General features: G+C 38.0%; 21 protein-coding genes, 1 tRNA gene and 1 pseudogene. 17 read left to right on the top strand and 6 right to left on the bottom strand.

What is annotated here, in order from left to right; genetic code table 11:
* Positions 1-213 carry a hypothetical protein gene (locus tag HMPREF2988_RS04825; protein ID WP_002329372.1) on the top strand — a complete coding sequence of 71 codons (213 nt, stop codon included), beginning with the start codon at positions 1-3 and terminating at the stop codon, positions 211-213.
* A gap of 277 nt (positions 214-490) precedes the next feature.
* Here the strand turns inward: HMPREF2988_RS04825 and HMPREF2988_RS04820 are convergent, their stop codons facing one another.
* Both HMPREF2988_RS04820 and HMPREF2988_RS04815 read right to left on the bottom strand, forming a co-directional pair.
* On the bottom strand, positions 491-2,290 hold the full coding sequence (locus HMPREF2988_RS04820; RefSeq protein ID WP_070770090.1) for a glycerophosphoryl diester phosphodiesterase membrane domain-containing protein: 1,800 nt from the start codon (positions 2,288-2,290) through the stop codon (positions 491-493).
* A gap of 126 nt (positions 2,291-2,416) precedes the next feature.
* The gene (locus HMPREF2988_RS04815) at positions 2,417-3,013 is read right to left on the bottom strand and encodes a TVP38/TMEM64 family protein (protein WP_002329369.1); all 597 of its coding nucleotides are present in this window, start codon (positions 3,011-3,013) and stop codon (positions 2,417-2,419) included.
* 369 nt (positions 3,014-3,382) lie between these two features.
* Between HMPREF2988_RS04815 and HMPREF2988_RS04810 the strand changes: the two genes are divergently transcribed.
* Together HMPREF2988_RS04810 and HMPREF2988_RS04805 are read left to right on the top strand one after the other, a co-directional pair.
* Positions 3,383-3,727, top strand: coding sequence for a carboxymuconolactone decarboxylase family protein (locus HMPREF2988_RS04810; protein WP_070770089.1), 345 nt, complete (start codon positions 3,383-3,385; stop codon positions 3,725-3,727).
* Complete coding sequence (locus HMPREF2988_RS04805) at positions 3,728-4,147, top strand: cupin domain-containing protein (RefSeq protein ID WP_002338852.1); 420 nt, start codon at positions 3,728-3,730, stop codon at positions 4,145-4,147. It begins immediately after the preceding gene.
* An 89-nt stretch (positions 4,148-4,236) separates the two neighbouring features.
* On the opposite strand, the gene HMPREF2988_RS04800 is transcribed toward HMPREF2988_RS04805, so the two are convergent.
* Together HMPREF2988_RS04800 and HMPREF2988_RS04795 are read right to left on the bottom strand one after the other, a co-directional pair.
* Positions 4,237-4,590 (bottom strand): hypothetical protein, encoded by a 354-nt coding sequence (locus HMPREF2988_RS04800; RefSeq protein ID WP_002338851.1) that lies wholly within the window; start codon positions 4,588-4,590, stop codon positions 4,237-4,239.
* Positions 4,556-5,887 (bottom strand): DUF1576 domain-containing protein, encoded by a 1,332-nt coding sequence (locus tag HMPREF2988_RS04795; RefSeq protein WP_002338850.1) that lies wholly within the window; start codon positions 5,885-5,887, stop codon positions 4,556-4,558. The genes HMPREF2988_RS04800 and HMPREF2988_RS04795 overlap by 35 nt, the downstream gene beginning before the upstream one ends.
* A 255-nt stretch (positions 5,888-6,142) precedes the next feature.
* On the opposite strand from HMPREF2988_RS04795, the gene HMPREF2988_RS04790 reads away from it, so the two are divergent.
* The 4 genes and pseudogenes from HMPREF2988_RS04790 (at position 6,143) to asnB (ending at position 9,487) form a co-directional block, all read left to right on the top strand.
* On the top strand, positions 6,143-6,709 hold the full coding sequence (locus tag HMPREF2988_RS04790) for a TetR/AcrR family transcriptional regulator (RefSeq protein WP_002308856.1): 567 nt from the start codon (positions 6,143-6,145) through the stop codon (positions 6,707-6,709).
* 143 nt (positions 6,710-6,852) lie between these two features.
* A tRNA-Ser gene (locus HMPREF2988_RS04785) sits at positions 6,853-6,940 on the top strand.
* 194 nt (positions 6,941-7,134) lie between these two features.
* Positions 7,135-7,248, top strand: a pseudogene (locus tag HMPREF2988_RS13620) (linear amide C-N hydrolase); the annotation flags it as partial.
* A gap of 343 nt (positions 7,249-7,591) precedes the next feature.
* Positions 7,592-9,487 (top strand): asparagine synthase (glutamine-hydrolyzing), encoded by a 1,896-nt coding sequence (asnB, locus tag HMPREF2988_RS04780; protein ID WP_002335776.1) that lies wholly within the window; start codon positions 7,592-7,594, stop codon positions 9,485-9,487.
* 80 nt (positions 9,488-9,567) lie between these two features.
* Here asnB and HMPREF2988_RS04775 read toward each other — a convergent pair whose 3' ends face one another.
* Positions 9,568-10,014 (bottom strand): DUF2188 domain-containing protein, encoded by a 447-nt coding sequence (locus HMPREF2988_RS04775; protein ID WP_002329361.1) that lies wholly within the window; start codon positions 10,012-10,014, stop codon positions 9,568-9,570.
* A 212-nt stretch (positions 10,015-10,226) separates the two neighbouring features.
* Between HMPREF2988_RS04775 and rpmG the strand changes: the two genes are divergently transcribed.
* Together rpmG and HMPREF2988_RS04765 are read left to right on the top strand one after the other, a co-directional pair.
* The gene (rpmG, locus tag HMPREF2988_RS04770; RefSeq protein ID WP_002320810.1) at positions 10,227-10,391 is read left to right on the top strand and encodes a 50S ribosomal protein L33; all 165 of its coding nucleotides are present in this window, start codon (positions 10,227-10,229) and stop codon (positions 10,389-10,391) included.
* A gap of 87 nt (positions 10,392-10,478) precedes the next feature.
* Positions 10,479-10,997, top strand: a complete 519-nt coding sequence (locus tag HMPREF2988_RS04765; protein ID WP_070770088.1) for a dihydrofolate reductase — start codon at positions 10,479-10,481, stop codon at positions 10,995-10,997.
* 72 nt (positions 10,998-11,069) lie between these two features.
* Here the strand turns inward: HMPREF2988_RS04765 and HMPREF2988_RS04760 are convergent, their stop codons facing one another.
* A complete protein-coding gene (locus HMPREF2988_RS04760) occupies positions 11,070-12,026 on the bottom strand; it encodes an ABC transporter substrate-binding protein (RefSeq protein ID WP_002338846.1) in 957 nt (318 codons plus the stop codon).
* A 165-nt stretch (positions 12,027-12,191) separates the two neighbouring features.
* Between HMPREF2988_RS04760 and HMPREF2988_RS04755 the strand changes: the two genes are divergently transcribed.
* From HMPREF2988_RS04755 to HMPREF2988_RS04720, 8 genes are all read left to right on the top strand, one after another.
* Positions 12,192-12,998, top strand: a complete 807-nt coding sequence (locus HMPREF2988_RS04755; protein ID WP_070770087.1) for an ABC transporter ATP-binding protein — start codon at positions 12,192-12,194, stop codon at positions 12,996-12,998.
* Positions 12,995-13,984, top strand: coding sequence for a FecCD family ABC transporter permease (locus HMPREF2988_RS04750; protein ID WP_002329357.1), 990 nt, complete (start codon positions 12,995-12,997; stop codon positions 13,982-13,984). The genes HMPREF2988_RS04755 and HMPREF2988_RS04750 overlap by 4 nt, the downstream gene beginning before the upstream one ends.
* Positions 13,981-14,985 (top strand): FecCD family ABC transporter permease, encoded by a 1,005-nt coding sequence (locus tag HMPREF2988_RS04745; RefSeq protein ID WP_070770086.1) that lies wholly within the window; start codon positions 13,981-13,983, stop codon positions 14,983-14,985. Before HMPREF2988_RS04750 ends, HMPREF2988_RS04745 begins: the two co-directional genes overlap by 4 nt.
* Before the next feature lie 142 nt (positions 14,986-15,127).
* Positions 15,128-15,661, top strand: a complete 534-nt coding sequence (locus HMPREF2988_RS04740) for a 5-formyltetrahydrofolate cyclo-ligase (protein ID WP_373887764.1) — start codon at positions 15,128-15,130, stop codon at positions 15,659-15,661.
* 19 nt (positions 15,662-15,680) lie between these two features.
* Positions 15,681-16,379, top strand: coding sequence for a rhomboid family intramembrane serine protease (locus HMPREF2988_RS04735; RefSeq protein WP_070770084.1), 699 nt, complete (start codon positions 15,681-15,683; stop codon positions 16,377-16,379).
* A 20-nt stretch (positions 16,380-16,399) separates the two neighbouring features.
* Positions 16,400-16,612, top strand: coding sequence for a YqgQ family protein (locus tag HMPREF2988_RS04730; protein WP_002293902.1), 213 nt, complete (start codon positions 16,400-16,402; stop codon positions 16,610-16,612).
* Complete coding sequence (locus tag HMPREF2988_RS04725) at positions 16,612-17,574, top strand: ROK family glucokinase (RefSeq protein ID WP_070770083.1); 963 nt, start codon at positions 16,612-16,614, stop codon at positions 17,572-17,574. Before HMPREF2988_RS04730 ends, HMPREF2988_RS04725 begins: the two co-directional genes overlap by 1 nt.
* Before the next feature lie 17 nt (positions 17,575-17,591).
* Positions 17,592-17,987: a rhodanese-like domain-containing protein gene (locus HMPREF2988_RS04720; protein ID WP_002308872.1), complete on the top strand. Its 396-nt coding sequence runs from the start codon at positions 17,592-17,594 to the stop codon at positions 17,985-17,987.
* Positions 17,988-18,141: the final 154 nt, after the last annotated feature.

Genomic DNA, 18,141 nt, shown 5'->3' with positions numbered 1-18,141 from the left:
ATGGTAAAAGCGGAAGTAGGAAGAACTTATATATGCAAACCGATCGGCGTATCTCACGAACTAATCGGCTGTATTGAACGTACATATAACAACACGGCTGTCGTGTATGTTGAAAGTTATGACCAACGAGACCATCCAATCATCCATGAAAGCAAGTACCGCATGCTCGTAAAATTCTGTGATATTAGTGCACCTGCTGAATTGGTTTCTTAAACAGTATTTTTGAGAATTCGCAAGAACTCCCTTATAATATAAATAAAGACAGAAGGGAGCGAGAAGATATGCCAAAAAGAAAAAGTTCAGGGAAAATGGGAATTATTCTTGCAGTGATCTCTGCAATTCCTGCTATTTTATCTATTGTTCGTGCGATGAAGGAATCAAGAGAAAGTTAAGGACACGTTATGAATGTCAAACAAAAAACGCATATACCTGCGGTAACAGGTTATGCGTTTTTTGTTGTATAAAGGTTTATTTCATCAACTATTTTTGATTAGCCAACACCCAAAACAAAATTTAGTAGCTTGTCTGAATAAGTGATTTCTTCATCTGTTTGTTTCACACTTTCATTTAGTAGTCCCATCTCATCGGTTATGATACCATCCACACCATAAAACATCATGCGACTCATAGCATCTGAATCGTTGATTGTCCATACATATACTTTTTTTCCATCTTGATGGGCAGAATTAATGAAGTTACGATTGATCGTACTATACTCCATTGTCAAAAAATCAGCAGGCGTTACGGGTGGTCCAACGATATTGAAAGGCAAGATATAGCCCACATAAAAGTTTGGTTCTGCTTCTTTTAAATCAGAAACAGTTTGATACGTCAAACTTTGCAAAATATGATGATTCTCTAAGATCGCTTTGCGGTATTTCTGAACAAATCGTTCGACCAGGTCATCCGAATCTTTTTTAGAGGTCTTGATCTCAATAAGTAATTTTTGGTTCAATTCATGCGCTTTTTCTAAATAAGAATCAAAAGAACACACAGGGGCTTGGAACCCATTTTCAGTAACCGTAAGATTTGTCAATTCTTTCAATGTCAAATCCTGTGGTGTTCGATTTACCCCTGTTAAGTGGCGAAGATTTGCATCATGCATCACTACGAAACGGCCATCTTTTGTTTCCTGCACATCCATCTCTATATAATCAGGATGATAGTCTCTGCTTGTTTTTTCAAGTGCTTCTAAAGTATTTTGCGCCCCATTTTGCGTACTTACACCTCTGTGAGATACAGTCACTGGTTTTGTCTGAACTGCCGAAGTCAGATAATCCATATTGTAAAGACAAACGCCAATACCGAAAAAAACTGCAAAAAGGGTCAAACCAGTGTTTTTCAGCGCAGATAAACGCACGTTGGGTGTTTGAGGCGTAAACCACTTGGGAATCTCTGGTAAGAAACCTTCGTCATCCATGAAATCAACGATGATATAAAAAATTCCTACAGTAGACATCACGATATTGAATAATAAAATTCCTTGTAAAAGCGTCATCGCAAATACAGCGCTGATCAATGCGTAATTCGGGAAAAATTCTTCAACAACACTTTGTGCCAAAATAACAACGATATATCCCAAAGAAGAAAGAAGTAAAATCGTACCGCCAATCACGATAAATTGTCCTATGATGGCAAAAAGACGTGATTTGGTCAGCAACCAGCTTTCTCGAATGGATGCTCGAAAAGGTCGATCTCGTAAAATCATTTCAGGTAAAGCGAAAATCAAACGAATCCCAATATAGCCAAGAAAAATGTAAACGAGTAAAAAGGAACTGACGACGATCCAGCGGTTAGCAAAAATAAAATCCATGATAAAAGCAGGAATTTTTATTTTTGACAGTAAATCAGAATTGAAACTTAACCCGCTGATCGGTAGAATCAATAAAAAATAAGCAAGAAAAAACAAAAAAGTAATAGGTCTCACTTTTTTCAGTTGAAGTATCGTCAAGTGCAAGAGCTGCTTTAAAGAAACCGGTTCTTTCTTTTTAATAAAAAAGACGCTCATCAAAAGAAATGCAAATTCGAAATAAACCAATAGTAAAATCGTCAGTAAAACGGCGATTAACGACAGCAGAACTCCAGGATGCTGAGAGAAAATCAAAGGAATATTGTCATAAGATAAATAGTCAATTGCTCCTCGGTGCAAAATAAAACGAGTCGTACTGCTCAATAAGGGTAAACAAATAAATAAAATAAAGCCATGCATCAGCAAGACATCACGGAAATAAGCTTGTGTCCCTTTCAAAAAATCCCACGCGTTGCCTAAGCTACGTTTCAAATAATTCATCCTATCACCTACTTTCACATTGTAGCGCAAATCCAATGAAAAAGGAAAGGGCGCAATGTATCTTGCAGACCCTTTCCCAGAATTAACATTGGTAATCAATCAATAACTGATTTTGCAAAATAAATATTAACCAAGAAGACCACTTAGATATTGTCCTCCATAAATCAAAGCCATACTGTATAAAAAAATCGATAGTGGTTTAGCAATCAAAATAATCAGTGTATATCGTTTCACTGAAATGTTTGTCAATCCAGCCATTAAACATAACGCATCGTCCGGAGCAACAGGAAGAAAAATAGCTAGAGCAAACAGCTTTTCAAAGCGGTTTTGATTGTCTAACCAGCCAATATATTTGTTATAGGTCTTATCGCTGATCATGGAAAGAATGAATGGTTTTCCGTAACGTCTTCCTAGAAGAAAGATAATAATCGAACCAATACAGATTCCAACATAATTGTAAATAAAGCCAGCATAAGGACCAAATATCAGGACACCCGCTGCAGTGCTGATTCCTCCAGGAATGATTGGAATAACCACTTGCAAGATTTGGATGAAGATAAAAATGACCGGACCTAAAATGATCGAATCACCTACTAATCCTCTTAAAGCATTCAAATCTTTGAAAACACCTAAATTAATAAAATAAATCGTCAGCGCGATTGATAGACCTAATCCGATAATAGAAATGAAATTTATCAGTTTTCGAGAAGCAGCAATATTCATTATTCATCAACTCCTTAGAGGTTCTTTGATATCTATACTTTACTAGAAAAGCAACTGTCTGCGCCACTTTTTAAGATGACAGAAAACAAACAATTTTGTAAGTTCATCATACGTTCATTATAAGTATAAAAGAATAATCTCAAAAAAACATCCAACTAAAGACTTATTTAATCTCTTGTTTTTTCAAAAATAGAAAAAAGATAGAAAACGCTAACAATTATGCTTGGAAAGCATACTGATGGAATAAACTAAGCATTGGACAGGTTAAAAAATGGGGCTTAAAATAAAATGCGAAGAAACAATAGATAATGATGTAATTAAGAACAATGATCGAATCACCTAGCAATCACGAACGGAGGAAATAAAAAAATGGCAGAAAAACAAACCGCAGGAAGAGAACAATTGGGGGAGTTTGCACCAAAATTTGCAGAATTGAATGACGATGTTTTATTTGGACAAGTATGGTCAAGAGAAGAATTATCTCCTCATCAGCGTAGTATCATCACCCTATCTGCTTTGATCTCAGGAGGGAATTTTGAACAATTGCCAGCTCATCTGAAAATTGGCAAGCAAAATGGCATTACTAGTGAAGAAATAGCAGAAATCATTACCCATTTAGCTTTTTATGTAGGGTGGCCAAAAGCTTGGTCGGCTTTTAGTTTAGCAAAAGAAATCTATCTAGAAGAAAATAGCGAAGATAAGAAAGAGGCGTAAATGATGACAAAACACGAAGAAATACAAAAAGGCGTGATTTTTCCAGCAGGTAAAAAAAACGAAGCATACGCTCAAGTATTTACCGGGCAAAGCTATCTGAATATGTTAGTAAACGATCCCGAAGTTTCTGTTGGTGTAGGGAATGTAACTTTTGAACCAGGCTGTCGCAATCACTGGCATGTCCATACAGACGGCTATCAAATCTTACTTGTGACCGGAGGAGAAGGCTGGTATCAGGAAGAAGGAAAGCCAGCAAGACGATTAATGGCTGGAGATGTCGTCGTAACGCACAAAGGGATCAAACATTGGCATGGTGCGACAAAAGACAGTTGGTTTGAACATTTGGCGATCACTGCTGGTAATTCAGAGTTTTTAGAACCTGTAACAGATGAACTATACGAAGGATTGGAAAATCAATAATATCAAGCTTAGAACAGCTCCTAAAAGTAGATTTTTAATCGAACTTTCAGGAGCTGTTTTAGGTGGATGAAGCTGTTTTGTAAAATAGGTTAATAATAGGGGCGAGGAGAAGCACGCCGGAAAATCTTGATATTGATAATCGGCTGGGCATACATGATTTCCACATCGTCAATCAAACTACCTAGCAGATGATAATCTTCCCGATCATGTCGAGGATTACCTAATAGCTCCTGATAGTAGATTTCCATGCTAGGGTCTCGAGGATTGTTCAGCAAATCAGCAAGTACATCTAGATCTTCTGGCTGAGTTTCTGTTGTGCCCTGTATTTCTATGAAAAGTCCCTCCTCAGCAAATTCTACGCCAATACGTATTTCAGTTATTTCGTGGGAATATAGATAAGTAAGAAGCTCATCGATGATTCTTTTTGATAATTCTTTTTCCAAGTGTCTTTTTTTCCTTTCTGACAGCGGTAAAGTTATCTAGTATCGGTACAAGGATACCTGCAACGAATCCAGTTGAAAAACCACTGTTATATAAATTGAGTCCTCCGTGCAAAGTGCTGACGTTATGGACAAGAGCAATATGTAACATACCAGCTATTACACCGTAAAAACTTCCGTAAAAACCGCTTATGGGCGCGAGGCCTGTCCCAAACACAGCGGCAACGAGCATGCCGGTGCTGGTGATCTCATGAAACGTCCCAAACAAAGAAGCAAGAAAGATTCCGACTAGTATCGGAAAACTGTTTTTTAAATGACAACCAAAAGCACTGAAACCAACCGCAGATAAAATAGCACCGATGACAGGACCATTTAACTTACCACCAACCAGCAAAACATAAGAAGAAAGCATTAGACCAACTAGCCCCATGTTAATCAAAGTAGCACCGATACCAGAATTAGCAATGAAATCAGTTGTCAGTTTTCCAGATGAATCGAAAATCTCTCGAATACCCGAAAGTCGAAAGGAATTATAATAGAAACCAAAACCGACTGTCAGCAAAAAAAAGCCGAAAATGATCCAGACGAGAGGGGAATGGTATTCATTGGAAACCAATGTATTCTCGACGATCGAGTAGCTGAACAATCGCAAAACAGCAGTAAAAGCCATGGCAATCAAGCCTGAGGTAAATCCAATATTATAAAGCGTGAACCCGCGATGGAAAACTAAAGTTTGAGCAGCCAATGGCGGAAGAAGAAGACCAATTGCTATACCGGCCAAATTGCCCAGCAGAACACCTACTAGCAAAGGAAAGCGCATACCAAAAGTAATGTAACTAACGACCGGCGACAATGCGCTGCCGAACAGTCCTATCATAATATACTGAGAAAAAGGTTTATTGACAAATACAGCATACAGGTATACACCTAAAATGATCGAGATCGAATTATAAAGGTTTTTGCCAAAAAAAGAAAAACCGGTAACTGTTAAAATCGAAGCGAATAAGGGGCCATTTAAAATCACCTTTTGCCGGTAAGCCAAAAGCACAGAAAGTAAGGTCAAGATCCCAACGTTTATAAATGCGCTTCCAAAACCACCCAAAGCAAAATAATCTGTCAGAAGATTGCTTGGCGAGGTAAGAATAGTCAGTAGTCCACTCCAATTAGCGGCAGGTGTACCAGAAACTAAGCCAATAAAAAGAAAAAAAGCACCTGTAAAACTAAGATAAAAATATTTTCTTTTCTGTGAAACGATTCTTTTTTGAGGATGAATATAAATAACGTCAGTTTCGTTTTCCATTACACACCTTCTTTTTCGTTTTCTTTAACTATAACTTGAAATGAAAGATTTGGTCAACTATCATTTAGGTTAAAACTAAAAATGTAAGGGAACCCAGTGAATTTAACCAAATTTTTTTAATTTTGCAAAAAAAGTTAAAGAAGACTGAGAAAAAAATTTAAAATATAACGTTTTGAGTAAAATGTTTGCAAAAAATACTAAAAATAGGGTACAATAAAACAACATATACTGCAGTAAAGAAGTGGGGGAGTTTTAATGAGAAGAAAAGTCTATACCAAGGATCAAATTCTAAAAGCTGCTTATGATGTTGTTGCAAAGGAAGGGTTTAAAGGATTTACTGCGAGAAACATTGCGAAAAAGATGGGGATTTCGACTCAGCCAATTTATCTGGAATTCAAAAACATGGAAGATTTGAAAAATACGTTATTGGATTCAATCTTTGAACAACTAAAAGAAGATGTTTTCCCTATTGAGCGCACGGGTGATAAAATCATTGATCTCGGTTTGAACTATATCTACTTTGCAAAGAAACATCATAGTCTTTACATGGCATTGTACATTGATGAACATGGGGACGGAAAGAAAATGCATGATTTTTCTTACAACTATTTCCGTGAAATAGTCAAAGAAGATGAAAGATACAATCAATTATCGGATGATTATATCGATGCCTTGCATACTGGTACATGGGTAGCGGTGACTGGCTTAGCATCATTGATGTCATCAAACATCATGCATCCAACAGAAGAACAAATCATCGCACTGATCAAACGGACAATTGACTCGATTTTAGCACTAGATAATCCTGAAACAATCAGATAGTGTTCTATCATTATGAATTTGACCGGTAAGTCCGTTGGCTGTAAACTGTCAATGGACTTTTTTTGTAAAAAAACGGTTTCTGTTATTTATCTGTTAGAAATAGGCTTGACATTTCGTGGAAAAAGTTTAAAAATAGTACTTACGGAAGGTTGGCAGAGTGGTAATGCACCGGACTCGAAATCCGGCGAACCGGCTAATACCGGCGCGCAGGTTCAAATCCTGTACCTTCCTTATATATCAACGATTAGACACGATTTCGATCGTGTCTTTTTTGTTGTATGTTTAGCCCAAAATATTTTTTGATTTCCTCTGAGTACGATCTTTCATACATGCTAGGAAATAAATCTCCTTGGACTTTTCTTTTGATATAAAAATACCAGATGTAAGATAAAAGTGTAAAAACGATTTGGTTTAGGGGGAAAGCGATGTGCACCGCGATCACTTATGCAACGAAAGACCATTCTTTTGGAAGGAACTTTGATTATGAGATTTCTTATAATGAAGTAGTTACTATCATTCCAAGAAATCATAATTTCAATTCAACTATGTCGATGAGCGAATGAAGAGCTCTCTTTGGCTGCATATTTTCTTATATAGTCATAATTAGACACGATCTTTCGGTCGTGTCTTTTTGTCTGGAGGCTATTTTTTGAACAGCATCCACTAATATTTTTTTAACACGAAGAGAATAAGATAGCCTCAAAAAAGAAAACATGGTAAATTAGATATCGGGACTTTATTTTCTGTAAAAACAGAAACTTTCATCTTTTGTTTTCACGTGACGAAACTGTAAGAGAGAAAATATTCGTCCGCTATTTATTCTATGTTAAGATGCATATGGATGAAATAAACAGTAATTTTATATTAGGATGTGAAAGTTAAATGTGCGGTATTGTAGGTTTTGTTAACGACAAGGACAACAAAAAAACAATTATTAATACAATGATGGATCGAATCGTTCACCGTGGACCTAATAGTTCAGGGGAATATATCGATAAACACGTTGCTTTAGGATTCAGAAGATTAAGTATTATTGACTTAGAGGGCGGTACTCAGCCTATTTACAATGAAGATCGGACAAAGATCATTATTTTTAATGGCGAAATCTATAATTATCAGCCTTTGAGAGAAGAATTGATTGCAGCTGGTCACGTTTTTCAAACACATGCAGATACAGAAGTCCTTTTGCATGGTTACGAAGAATGGGGAACAGAATTATTGCAAAAAATCCGCGGAATGTTTGCTTTTGCTATTTGGGATAATGAAAAAAATGAGTTATTCGGTGCGAGAGACCATTTTGGGATCAAACCATACTATTATGCAGAAATGAACGGAACATTTATGTTTGGTTCAGAAATCAAAAGTTTTTTGCCTCATCCTGATTTTAATAAAGAATTGAATAAAGAAGCATTGAAACCTTATATGACTTTCCAATATTCTCCATTGAACGGTGAAACCTTCTTCAAAGGTGTCTATCGTTTGCCTGAAGGCCATTATTATACGTATAAAGACGGAAAACTGGACATTCAACAATATTGGGATGCAGATTTTGAAACAAAAGAAACGCATTCCCGACAAGAATGGATCGAAAAAATCGACGAAACTGTTCAAGCTTCTATTGAAGCACACACAATCAGCGATGTAGAAGTTGGTTCTTTCTTATCCAGCGGGGTCGATTCCAGTTATGTAACCTCTGTATTGAAACCAGATCATTCTTTCTCAATCGGGTTTGATGATAAAACCTATAATGAAGCGATTGAAGCCAGAAAACTAACAGAATTATTGGACTTAGACAATACGGCAGCAGTGATCGACGGAGACATGTCTTTTAAAGCATTCCCATTGATTCAGTATCACTTAGATGAACCAGACTCAAATCCTTCTTGCGTGCCGTTGTACTTTTTAGCAAATCTCGCTTCACAAAGTGTACGGGTGGTTCAATCAGGAGAAGGGGCAGATGAACTATTTGCGGGATACCAAACGTATGGATTCCACACGAATTCAAAATTTATCCGTGTGATTGCGCAAGGACTGAAAAAATTGCCAAAAGGGACACGCTATAATCTAGGACGTAAAATCGGAAAAATGAAAAATTTCCATGGACGTATCCATTTATATGAATCACTTGCGCCAGCAAAAGAATATTTTATCGGGCATGCTCGAGTGTTCGAAGAATCAGAAGCATCAGAAGTGTTGACGCCAAAATATCAAACAGCGCCGTCTGTGAATGAGATCATGACTGTTCATTACGAGAAAACAGAAGGAATCAAAGATGAAGTCAATAAGATGCAATACGTCGATCTTCATCAATGGATGCCAAAAGATATTTTGTTGAAGGCAGATAAACTTTCTATGGCTAGTTCTCTAGAAGTCCGAGTACCTTTACTGGATATCGAAGTCATGAAATTGGCTCAACAAATACCAAGTAAGTTCTTGTTGAATCAAAACAACACAAAAGATATTTTCAGACAAGCTGCGAACAAACATCTTCCAGAAGAGTGGTCGAATCGGGTGAAATTAGGATTCCCTGTGCCAATCAAAGCTTGGTTGAAAGAAGAACACGGCTACGAACAAGTCAAAGCATTATTCGAAGCAGATTTTGCAAAAGAATTTTTTGATCAAGAAAAAATCATGAAGTTGCTAGATGACCATCACGAAGGACGTAAAGAAGAACAACGTAAAATCTGGACGATCTTCAGTTTCTTGACATGGTATAAAGTTTACTTTGTCGATGAAACGATTCCGCAAGCAGAAGCAATCGACTATGTGACTGTTTGATAAAAAAGAAACAACAATATGAGAAGAAGCATAGAAACATGTGAGATGATCTCCTTGTCTCTATGCTTCTTTTTAAGCGCTTAGTAACTGATTTCTTTTTCTTTTGTCCCATCTTTTTTATAGATGATCAAAGTTGATTGTTTGTTTTGAGCTACTTGCTTTCCTTTTTCGATTGCTTCTTTTTTTGTATCAAAATGGTTGCTTGCCTTTTTTGCCCCTTTAGATTTCACGATCCATTGTTCTTCCTCATATTCTACGATCACATCTGAATCAAGCAGTTTTCCGGCACGAGGATTCGTATCGTGTTCATCCGTCTTGCTTGGATTTTTTTCTTTTTCGAAGGTTCGTTTTTCTGATTCACTAGCATCTTCATCCCATTTTTTTGCTTGATCAATGGCAATTGGGATCGCACGGCTATCAGGGTACCCTTCATCCAACAGTGCATTTGCGATGTCGATTGCTTTTTTTCTTGTCAGTTTATCTAAGTTTTTCATTGATGCAGGAAAGTCCTTCATGTTCCATGGCATATTAATATCCCCCTTTATTAAAAAACATAATCTATATAAACAAGTGTAAGGGTATTTATACAAAAAGAAAAAGATTTTGTTTGAGAAGTAAAACCGTTGTATTTATCGTCAAGTAGTTTTACTTAACAAAATCGTGAAAAACACTAGCAATCTAGAAAAAATCATGGTAAGATAATCAAGTCTGAGAGTCATCTTAGAGGATTCTTGTAAAAATGGGAGGGAAAAACATGCGCGTAAACATCACTTTAGAGTGTACTTCTTGTAAAGAACGTAACTACCTAACAAGCAAAAACAAACGTAACAATCCTGATCGTTTGGAAAAACAAAAATATTGCCCACGCGAACGCAAAGTTACTTTGCACCGTGAAACAAAATAATGTTTTTAAAGTTCTCAATTCCTTGCTGGTCAAAGAATTGAGACTTTTTTTATCTCAAACCATCTAAAATCATAAGGAGCGGATGATATGTTTATTTCAATGTGGGCACAAGATAGAAATGGTCTGATCGGCAAAAATGGATTGCTACCGTGGCGATTGCCAAATGACATGCGTTTTTTTCGTGAACATACAATGGATCGAATCTTAGTGATGGGAAGAAAGACCTATGAAGGAATGGGCGATCTCTCACTTCCTTATCGCCATATCATCGTGTTGACAACGCAACCGAACTTTCGCACGAAAGAAAATGCAGAAGTGATGCATTCAATCGATGAACTTTTGGCGTATAGTCAAACAATCTCAGAAGATATCTATGTTTCGGGTGGCAGTCGGATTTTTCAAGAACTTCTTCCTTACACCGGTCGAATCTGGCGGACATTGATTGATAGCACGTTTGAAGGAGATACGTATATTGGGGATATCGATTTTTCAGACTTCACTCTTATAGAGGAATACGAGGGAATAACGGATCAGGAAAATTTATATGCCCATCGTTTTCAAAAATGGGAAAGAGTAAAAAATAGGGTTGTTTCAAAAGAAGAATAATATCTGGTATTCAGTTTTTAATAATAAAAAAGCATCTCACGAATGAACGTGAAGATGCTTTTTTAGTTAAAATCAGTTTAGCTTTTCTTTGATATCATTGACCATTTCCTGACTGGCAATAGGTCCGTTATATAGCCAGCTAGATTCAGGGCCGAATTGCAGTACATGATCGTCCTTCACTGCTTTGAGATTTTTCCAGCTTGGTTCATTGAACATAGCGGCATCTTTATCACTGTTTACAAGAATGATGTAATCAGCATCTAATTCAGCTAGTTTTTCCGAAGAAACAGCAGACCAGTCAGAAGTGGCTTCTTTGGACACTTCTTCTACTAAATCAGGCACACCAAATTTTAGATCGTCATATACGATTCTACCGCTTGACCGATTTTTGCTGACCATGAAGGCGGAGTTATTGGTCACCCATAACACTGCAGCTGTCTTGTTCTCAATTTTATCTGCTAATTCTTCGCGAGTGCTCTTGACGGATTTTTGATAATCGGAAATGACTTTTTCCGCTTCTTTTTCTTTTGCTAAAGCCTTGCCGACATCTTTTAGTTGTTCTTCCCATGTGACGTCTGTTCCGTTTTTTACGACATAAGTTGGCGCGATTTTACTATATTGCTCGTATTTCCCACCTTCGACAGTAGCGGAAGAAGAAATCAACAGCAAGTCAGGTTCGAAGCTTAATACTTTCTCGTAAGGAAGATCATAAGAAATAGTTGGAACATCTTTCAAATCATCTTGCAGATAATCTTGGATAGAACCACTGCCCACTGTCCATTGGGCGATAGGTTTTTCTCCTAGGGAAATCAGATAGTCTTCTAAGTAACTACCGATGATCCGTTTAGGTGCGTTTGGAATGTCGACTTTATGTCCAAGCGTATCTGTGACTGTATGCGTGCTGGTGGATGAAGTCGTCGAATTGGTAGGTGTAGCTGTTTCTTTATCTGAAGAGGGGGAGCAAGCGCTCAATACTCCAGCCAACAGCAATATGCTAGATAATGTGAATACTTTTGTTTTTAAGTTCATTTCTTTCCTCCTGACATAATTGAGAATCTTTCTCATTGGTTATTATTCCTGATATTTCGAATGCTGTCAACCGCTTCATTTAGCTATAGATATGAAAGTAGCGCTTGACGAAATAGTGAAACAGCGTCATAATTGAGAATGATTTTCAGCGAAAGGATGGGTGAAATGACGAGACTAAGGGCAGCTGATATTGCAGCCGGCTACGAAAATAAAAAAATTATTGAAAACATGTCTGTTACGATTCCTGAAGGGAAAATCACGAGCTTGATTGGACCAAACGGAAGTGGAAAATCTACTTTATTGAAAAGCTTTACCCGCATAATACCTGTGAAATCAGGAAAGATCATTGTCAATGATTCTGATATATCTACATACAGTTCAAAAGAACTTGCAAAAAAAATTGCTTTATTAGCACAAACTAGTGAACATCCTATAGGTATGACAGTAGAAGAAGTAGTATCTTACGGACGATATCCCTATCAAAAACTGTTTAGCGGCATGGATGCACAAGATCATGAAGCAATCGAGTGGGCTTTGGATGCAACAGGTTTGTCTGGATATCGCACGCGAGATATCGCAACGTTGTCTGGTGGACAAACCCAGCGTGTCTGGATCGCTATGGCACTTGCTCAGGAAACAGATATCTTGATCTTGGACGAGCCGACGACGTTTTTAGATCCGTCACACCAATTAGAGATCCTACAGTTATTGACTCAAATCAATCAAATAAAACAAACAACGATCTTGATGTCGATCCATGACATTAATCTTGCTTCACGTTTTTCTGATTATTTACTAGGAATGAAAAACGGTGAATTGATCACGGAAGGTACACCTGAAGAAGTGATCACAAAAGAGTGTATGAAAAAAATATTTGAGATTGATGCAACGATTGTCACACTACCAAAAACGAATAAACCAGTTTTTCTGACGTATGATCTGTTGCCAAAAGAGCAGGAGGAGCAACTATGAAAGCTAGGAAGAAAAATAAACTCTTGCTTTTGATCTGTTTTGTTCTTTTGATCATTTTTTTTATTGCTCTTTCAAATGGCGCAGCGAGTGTGGGAAAAATAGCCTTTTGGCAGGCGTTGGTTGATTTTGATGGATCAAAACAAAGTCATCAAATCATAAGAAACATTCGCTTGCCTCGGGTCGCAGGGGCATTTCTCGTAGGGAGTTGTTTTGCATTGAGCGGTGCATTGATGCAAGGAGTGACAAGAAATCCGTTAGCAGATTCAGGTTTACTAGGAATCAACGCTGGTGCTTCATTGGCAATGGCTCTTAGTTTTGCTTTTTGGCCCAAAGCTTCTGGCTTTTCTGTGTTTCTGGTGTCATTGGCAGGTTCTTTTGCTGTGACTTTACTCGTATTTGGCTTTTTGCAGTTTTCGAAAATGGGCATGAATCCTTTACAGCTGATTTTAGCTGGCGTAGCTATTAGTTCTTTTTTTACTGCAATCAGTCAAGCACTTACCCAATTTTTTAATCTACAGCAGGATCTTGCTTTTTGGTTTGTAGGTGGAGCTGCCAATATCACATGGAAACAATTAACAGTGTTGTTCCCTGTATATGTGCTTGCTGTCTTGGTTTCTTTTTCATTAGGAAAAGCGATATCCTTGATTAGTTTGAGTGAAACCCATGCATTAGCTCTTGGAGGTCATCCTAAACGAACACGGTTGATTGTTTTCTGTCTAGTTGCAGTGTTAGCAGCCATTGCCGTTTCGTTAGTCGGACCTGTTTCATTTATTGGGCTGTTGGTTCCGCCGATTGTTCGCGGAATGGTTGGGACAGACTATCGTTATGTCCTACCTGTCTCTTTTTTAGTTGGAGGCGGACTGGTCATGTTGGCGGATTTTGCAGCAAGGATGATCAATCCACCTTTTGAGACACCTTTTGGATTAGTCATCGCATTGATTGGCGTTCCGTTTTTACTGATACAAGTAAGGAGGGAACAACGGTGAAAAGAATATATTGGACGTTGTACTTCTTGCTTTTTCTACTTATCGTCTTGTCTGTAGGTAGTTTGATGATTGGCACGCCTTTTATTTATCTTGATCAGCTTTTTGACACGTTCATAGGGAAAGGCTCCTCTTCTTTGGCGCTGATTGTTGGAGAGTTTCGTGTTCCTCGATTACTGATCAGTTTATTAGCAGGTGCTTGTCTTGGCGTCTCTGGTTATGTCTTGCAAGGAGTGACGAGAAATGAATTGGCAGATTCTAGCATATTGGGGATCAATGCGGGAGCTGGATTTCTAGTGATGCTTTATTTAGGTTTCTTTTCACAATATTCTCTGCCGTTTCTGTTGCTAGTCGTAGCCTTTATAGGTGGTATTCTCGCTGCTTGCTGTGTCTATCTTGCGGCCTATGATCGAAATGGATTTTTAGGGATGAATCGTATCTTATTGTCTGGTATTGCCGTTAATGCGGGTCTTTCTGCATTAACGTTGTTGTGCACCATCCAATTGTCAAAGGAAAATTATGGATTTGTCAATGCATGGTTGGCGGGATCGATTTGGGGTGCGAGCTGGTCCTATGTTTGGGCGCTTCTTCCATGGGCGATTATCTTGATTCCGCTAGGAGGATTTTATGCGCAGCGGATTGGCTTGCTATCATTTGGTCAAGAACGCGCGCAAGGATTAGGGCTAAATGTGGCTAAAAGTCAAAAAATCCTTTTGTTGTTAGCTGTTGCTTTAGCAAGCGGTAGCGTAGCGGTGACAGGGAGTTTATCCTTTGTAGGACTACTGGCTCCTCATGCTGCGAAGCTAGTCGTACGTAAAGAAAATCACTGGACCTTTATTCTAAGCAGTTTGTTTGGTTCCGTTTTTGTACTTAGCGCAGATATTGTTGCACGAGTGATTCTGCCAAGTGGGGAAATACCGACAGGGATTTTGATCGCCTTTTTTGGTGCGCCATATTTTCTGTATGTATTGTTTATCAGACAAAAACACGTGCTGAGCAGTTGAAGTTCATTAAAAGGCAAGAAGGCCGATCATTGTTAGGTCTTCTTTTTCTTTTATTTATACATTTATTTGAAAGTTCGATTGCTATTTTTCTTTTTTTCCTATACCATTTTATGAGAGAAGGAAGGGTGATTTTTTGGAGCAAATGAAAGAAAAATTACGCCGACAAGGAATCGAAAAGCTGAAAAATCTGGCCAAAAGTGGCAAGAAAAAGGACAAAGAACAGCGAATCTGTGAACAGCTATTCGCAAGCGAGTACTGGAAGTCGGCACAAGTGATAGGGACGACTTTGTCAAATGAATTTGAGCTGGATACACAGCGGATTATCCAACGGGCGAAAAAAGAACAAAAGAAGATAGTTGTTCCTAAAACTTTACCAAAACGTCAGATGGCGTTTTATGAAATGGATGAACACACCGTTTTTGAACGTTCGAGTTTTGGCGTTCTCGAGCCACAATCAGAGAAGCTTTATTTGCCGGAAATGATCGACCTCCTCATTGTACCAGGGATTATCTACAATAGAGCCGGTTATCGAATTGGTTTTGGCGGTGGTTATTACGACCGGTATTTAAAAAATTTCCATCGAAAAACATGCAGCCTCGTTTTTCGAGAACAATTGAATGAACAATGGCAACCGGAAAGTTTTGATCAGAAGATCCAACAATTATTTATTGACTAAAATGAAATGGGAGGTTTTCATGAATTATCAACAGCAAATAAAAATGCGTGCATGGTTGAGGCGACCGTTATGGACCTATGCTTTTTTGGGGATACAGACAATAGTCTTCATTATAATGGAGTTGTTTCCGCGTCTTGAAATTCCTTATTATACTGGAATGTATGGTCCTTATCTTGTTCACTTCAATGAATGGTGGCGCTTAGTGACACCAATCTTCATCCATTTTGGAGTGATGCATTTCGTCATGAACTCACTGATATTGTATTTTATGGGGCAACAAATCGAGGCAATATACGGTCACTGGCGTTTTTTCCTGATCTATATGTTCAGCGGGATAATGGGAAATACAGCAAGTTTTGCTTTCAACGAAGCGAATGTTTTGTCTGGTGGTGCAAGCACTTCGATATTCGGATTGTTTGGTGCGTTGTTTCTTTTAGGATTTCATTTTAAATATAATACGGCGATACAACAACTAGTCAGACATTTTCTTTTATTTATTGCGATGACATTTGTTTTTGGTCTTCTTGACACCTCTGTAGATGTTTGGGGACATGTCGGCGGACTGGTGGGCGGTTTAGTATTAGGGAACATTTTAGGGCTACCGAAACAGCAGACAAGCTATTCGATACACCAGAAGATTCTTTCTACACTAGTTTTTGTATTTCTTTTTGTAATATGTATTTTACTGGGTTTAAAAAAATATGGTTTACTTGTATAATATGAAGGAAGTGCTTAAAGATGGAGAGCTTATATGATGTACAGCAGCTGTTCAAAAAATTTGGCATCTTTATCTATGTGGGTGCACGCATCTATGATATTGAATTGATGACTATTGAATTGCGGAATCTGTATGATAGCCGTTTGATCGATCATGATACATACATGACAGCGTGGCGCATATTAAAAAGAGAGCACCGAATTGAAGAAAGCCGAAAGAAAGGAAATTTGTAATGGACAAGAAAATTATTGGGATTGATTTAGGTGGAACAACAGCAAAATTTGCAATTTTAACACCAGAAGGAGAGATTCAACAAAAATGGAGCATCGATACCAATATTTTGGATGATGGCAAACATATCGTTCCTGAAATCATCGAATCAATCAACCATCGATTGAATTTATATAATATGAAAGTCGAAGACTTTATTGGAATCGGTATGGGTACTCCAGGAAGCGTGGACAGTGACGCTGGAACAGTTATTGGTGCATATAACTTGAACTGGACAGAAGTACAATTTGTGAAAAAACTGATTGAAGCAGGGACCGGAATCAAATTCGCTATCGATAATGATGCGAATGTGGCTGCTTTAGGTGAACGATGGAAAGGTGCTGGAGAAAACGATCCAGACGTTGTATTCGTTACTCTAGGAACAGGTGTTGGCGGTGGTATCGTTGCTGGCGGGAATTTGATCCATGGCGTGAGCGGAGCAGGCGGAGAGATCGGCCATATCACTGTGGATCCTGAAGGGTTCGAATGTACTTGCGGTAAACGCGGATGTTTAGAAACTGTATCTAGCGCTACTGGTGTGGTACGTCTAGGACGTTACCTGGCAGAAGAATACGCAGGAGATTCAAAACTGAAAGCAATGTTAGATAACGGTGAAGAAGTAACAAGTAAAGATATCTTTGAAATGGCTCAAGAAGACGATCCGTTTGCATTGATGGTTGTTGATCGCGTATGCTTCTATTTAGGCTTAGCTTGCGCAAACTTGGGGAATACATTGAATCCGTCAAGTATTGTGTTAGGCGGCGGAGTATCGGCGGCAGGAGAATTTTTACGCAGCCGTGTAGAGAAATATTTTAAAGAATTCACTTTCCCGCAAGTAAGAGAATCAACAAAAATCAAATTAGCAGAGCTTGGAAATGAAGCTGGTGTCATTGGCGCTGCCTCATTAGCCTTGAAATTTGCTTAAAAAAACGGAGGCATTACATGGTTTTATGGGTAATTAATATCATTTTGCTATTGATTGTGCTTGCAATCATCTTTTGGGAAGTCTATCTACGAGTAATGGCCAAGCGTTCAGCAACGACTTTGACAGAAGAAGAGTTTCGAGAAGGAATGAGAAAAGCACAAGTAATCGATGTTCGCGAAAAAGATGTGTTTGATGCAGGGCATATCTTAGGTGCAAGAAACATCCCTTACACTGTTTTGAAAGATTCACTAGGATCGATTCGAAAAGACCAACCTGTCTATATCTATGATCAAAAGAAAAGCTTGAGTATCCGCACGGCAAATAAATTACGTAAAGCAGGTTATAAAGAGATTTATTTGCTTAAGGGTGGATATGACGGCTGGTCTGGAAAAATCAAAAGCAAAAAAGTATAAAGCAGATATTTTTATGACAGCTTTGGAAAAACTAGATCAATAATCAGGTATTGACTAAGAAAAAATGAACGACACGAGGGATAGTTGTGTCGTTCATTTTTTATTTTGTGCTATTATCTACATATAAAATATAAAAGAAAAAAGGCAGAAAGAA

Origin of the sequence: Enterococcus sp. HMSC061C05 (assembly GCF_001814765.1) — a bacterium.
In the GTDB taxonomy this organism is placed as follows: domain Bacteria; phylum Bacillota; class Bacilli; order Lactobacillales; family Enterococcaceae; genus Enterococcus_B; species Enterococcus_B lactis.
This window is presented reverse-complemented; position numbering and strand designations above follow the sequence as displayed.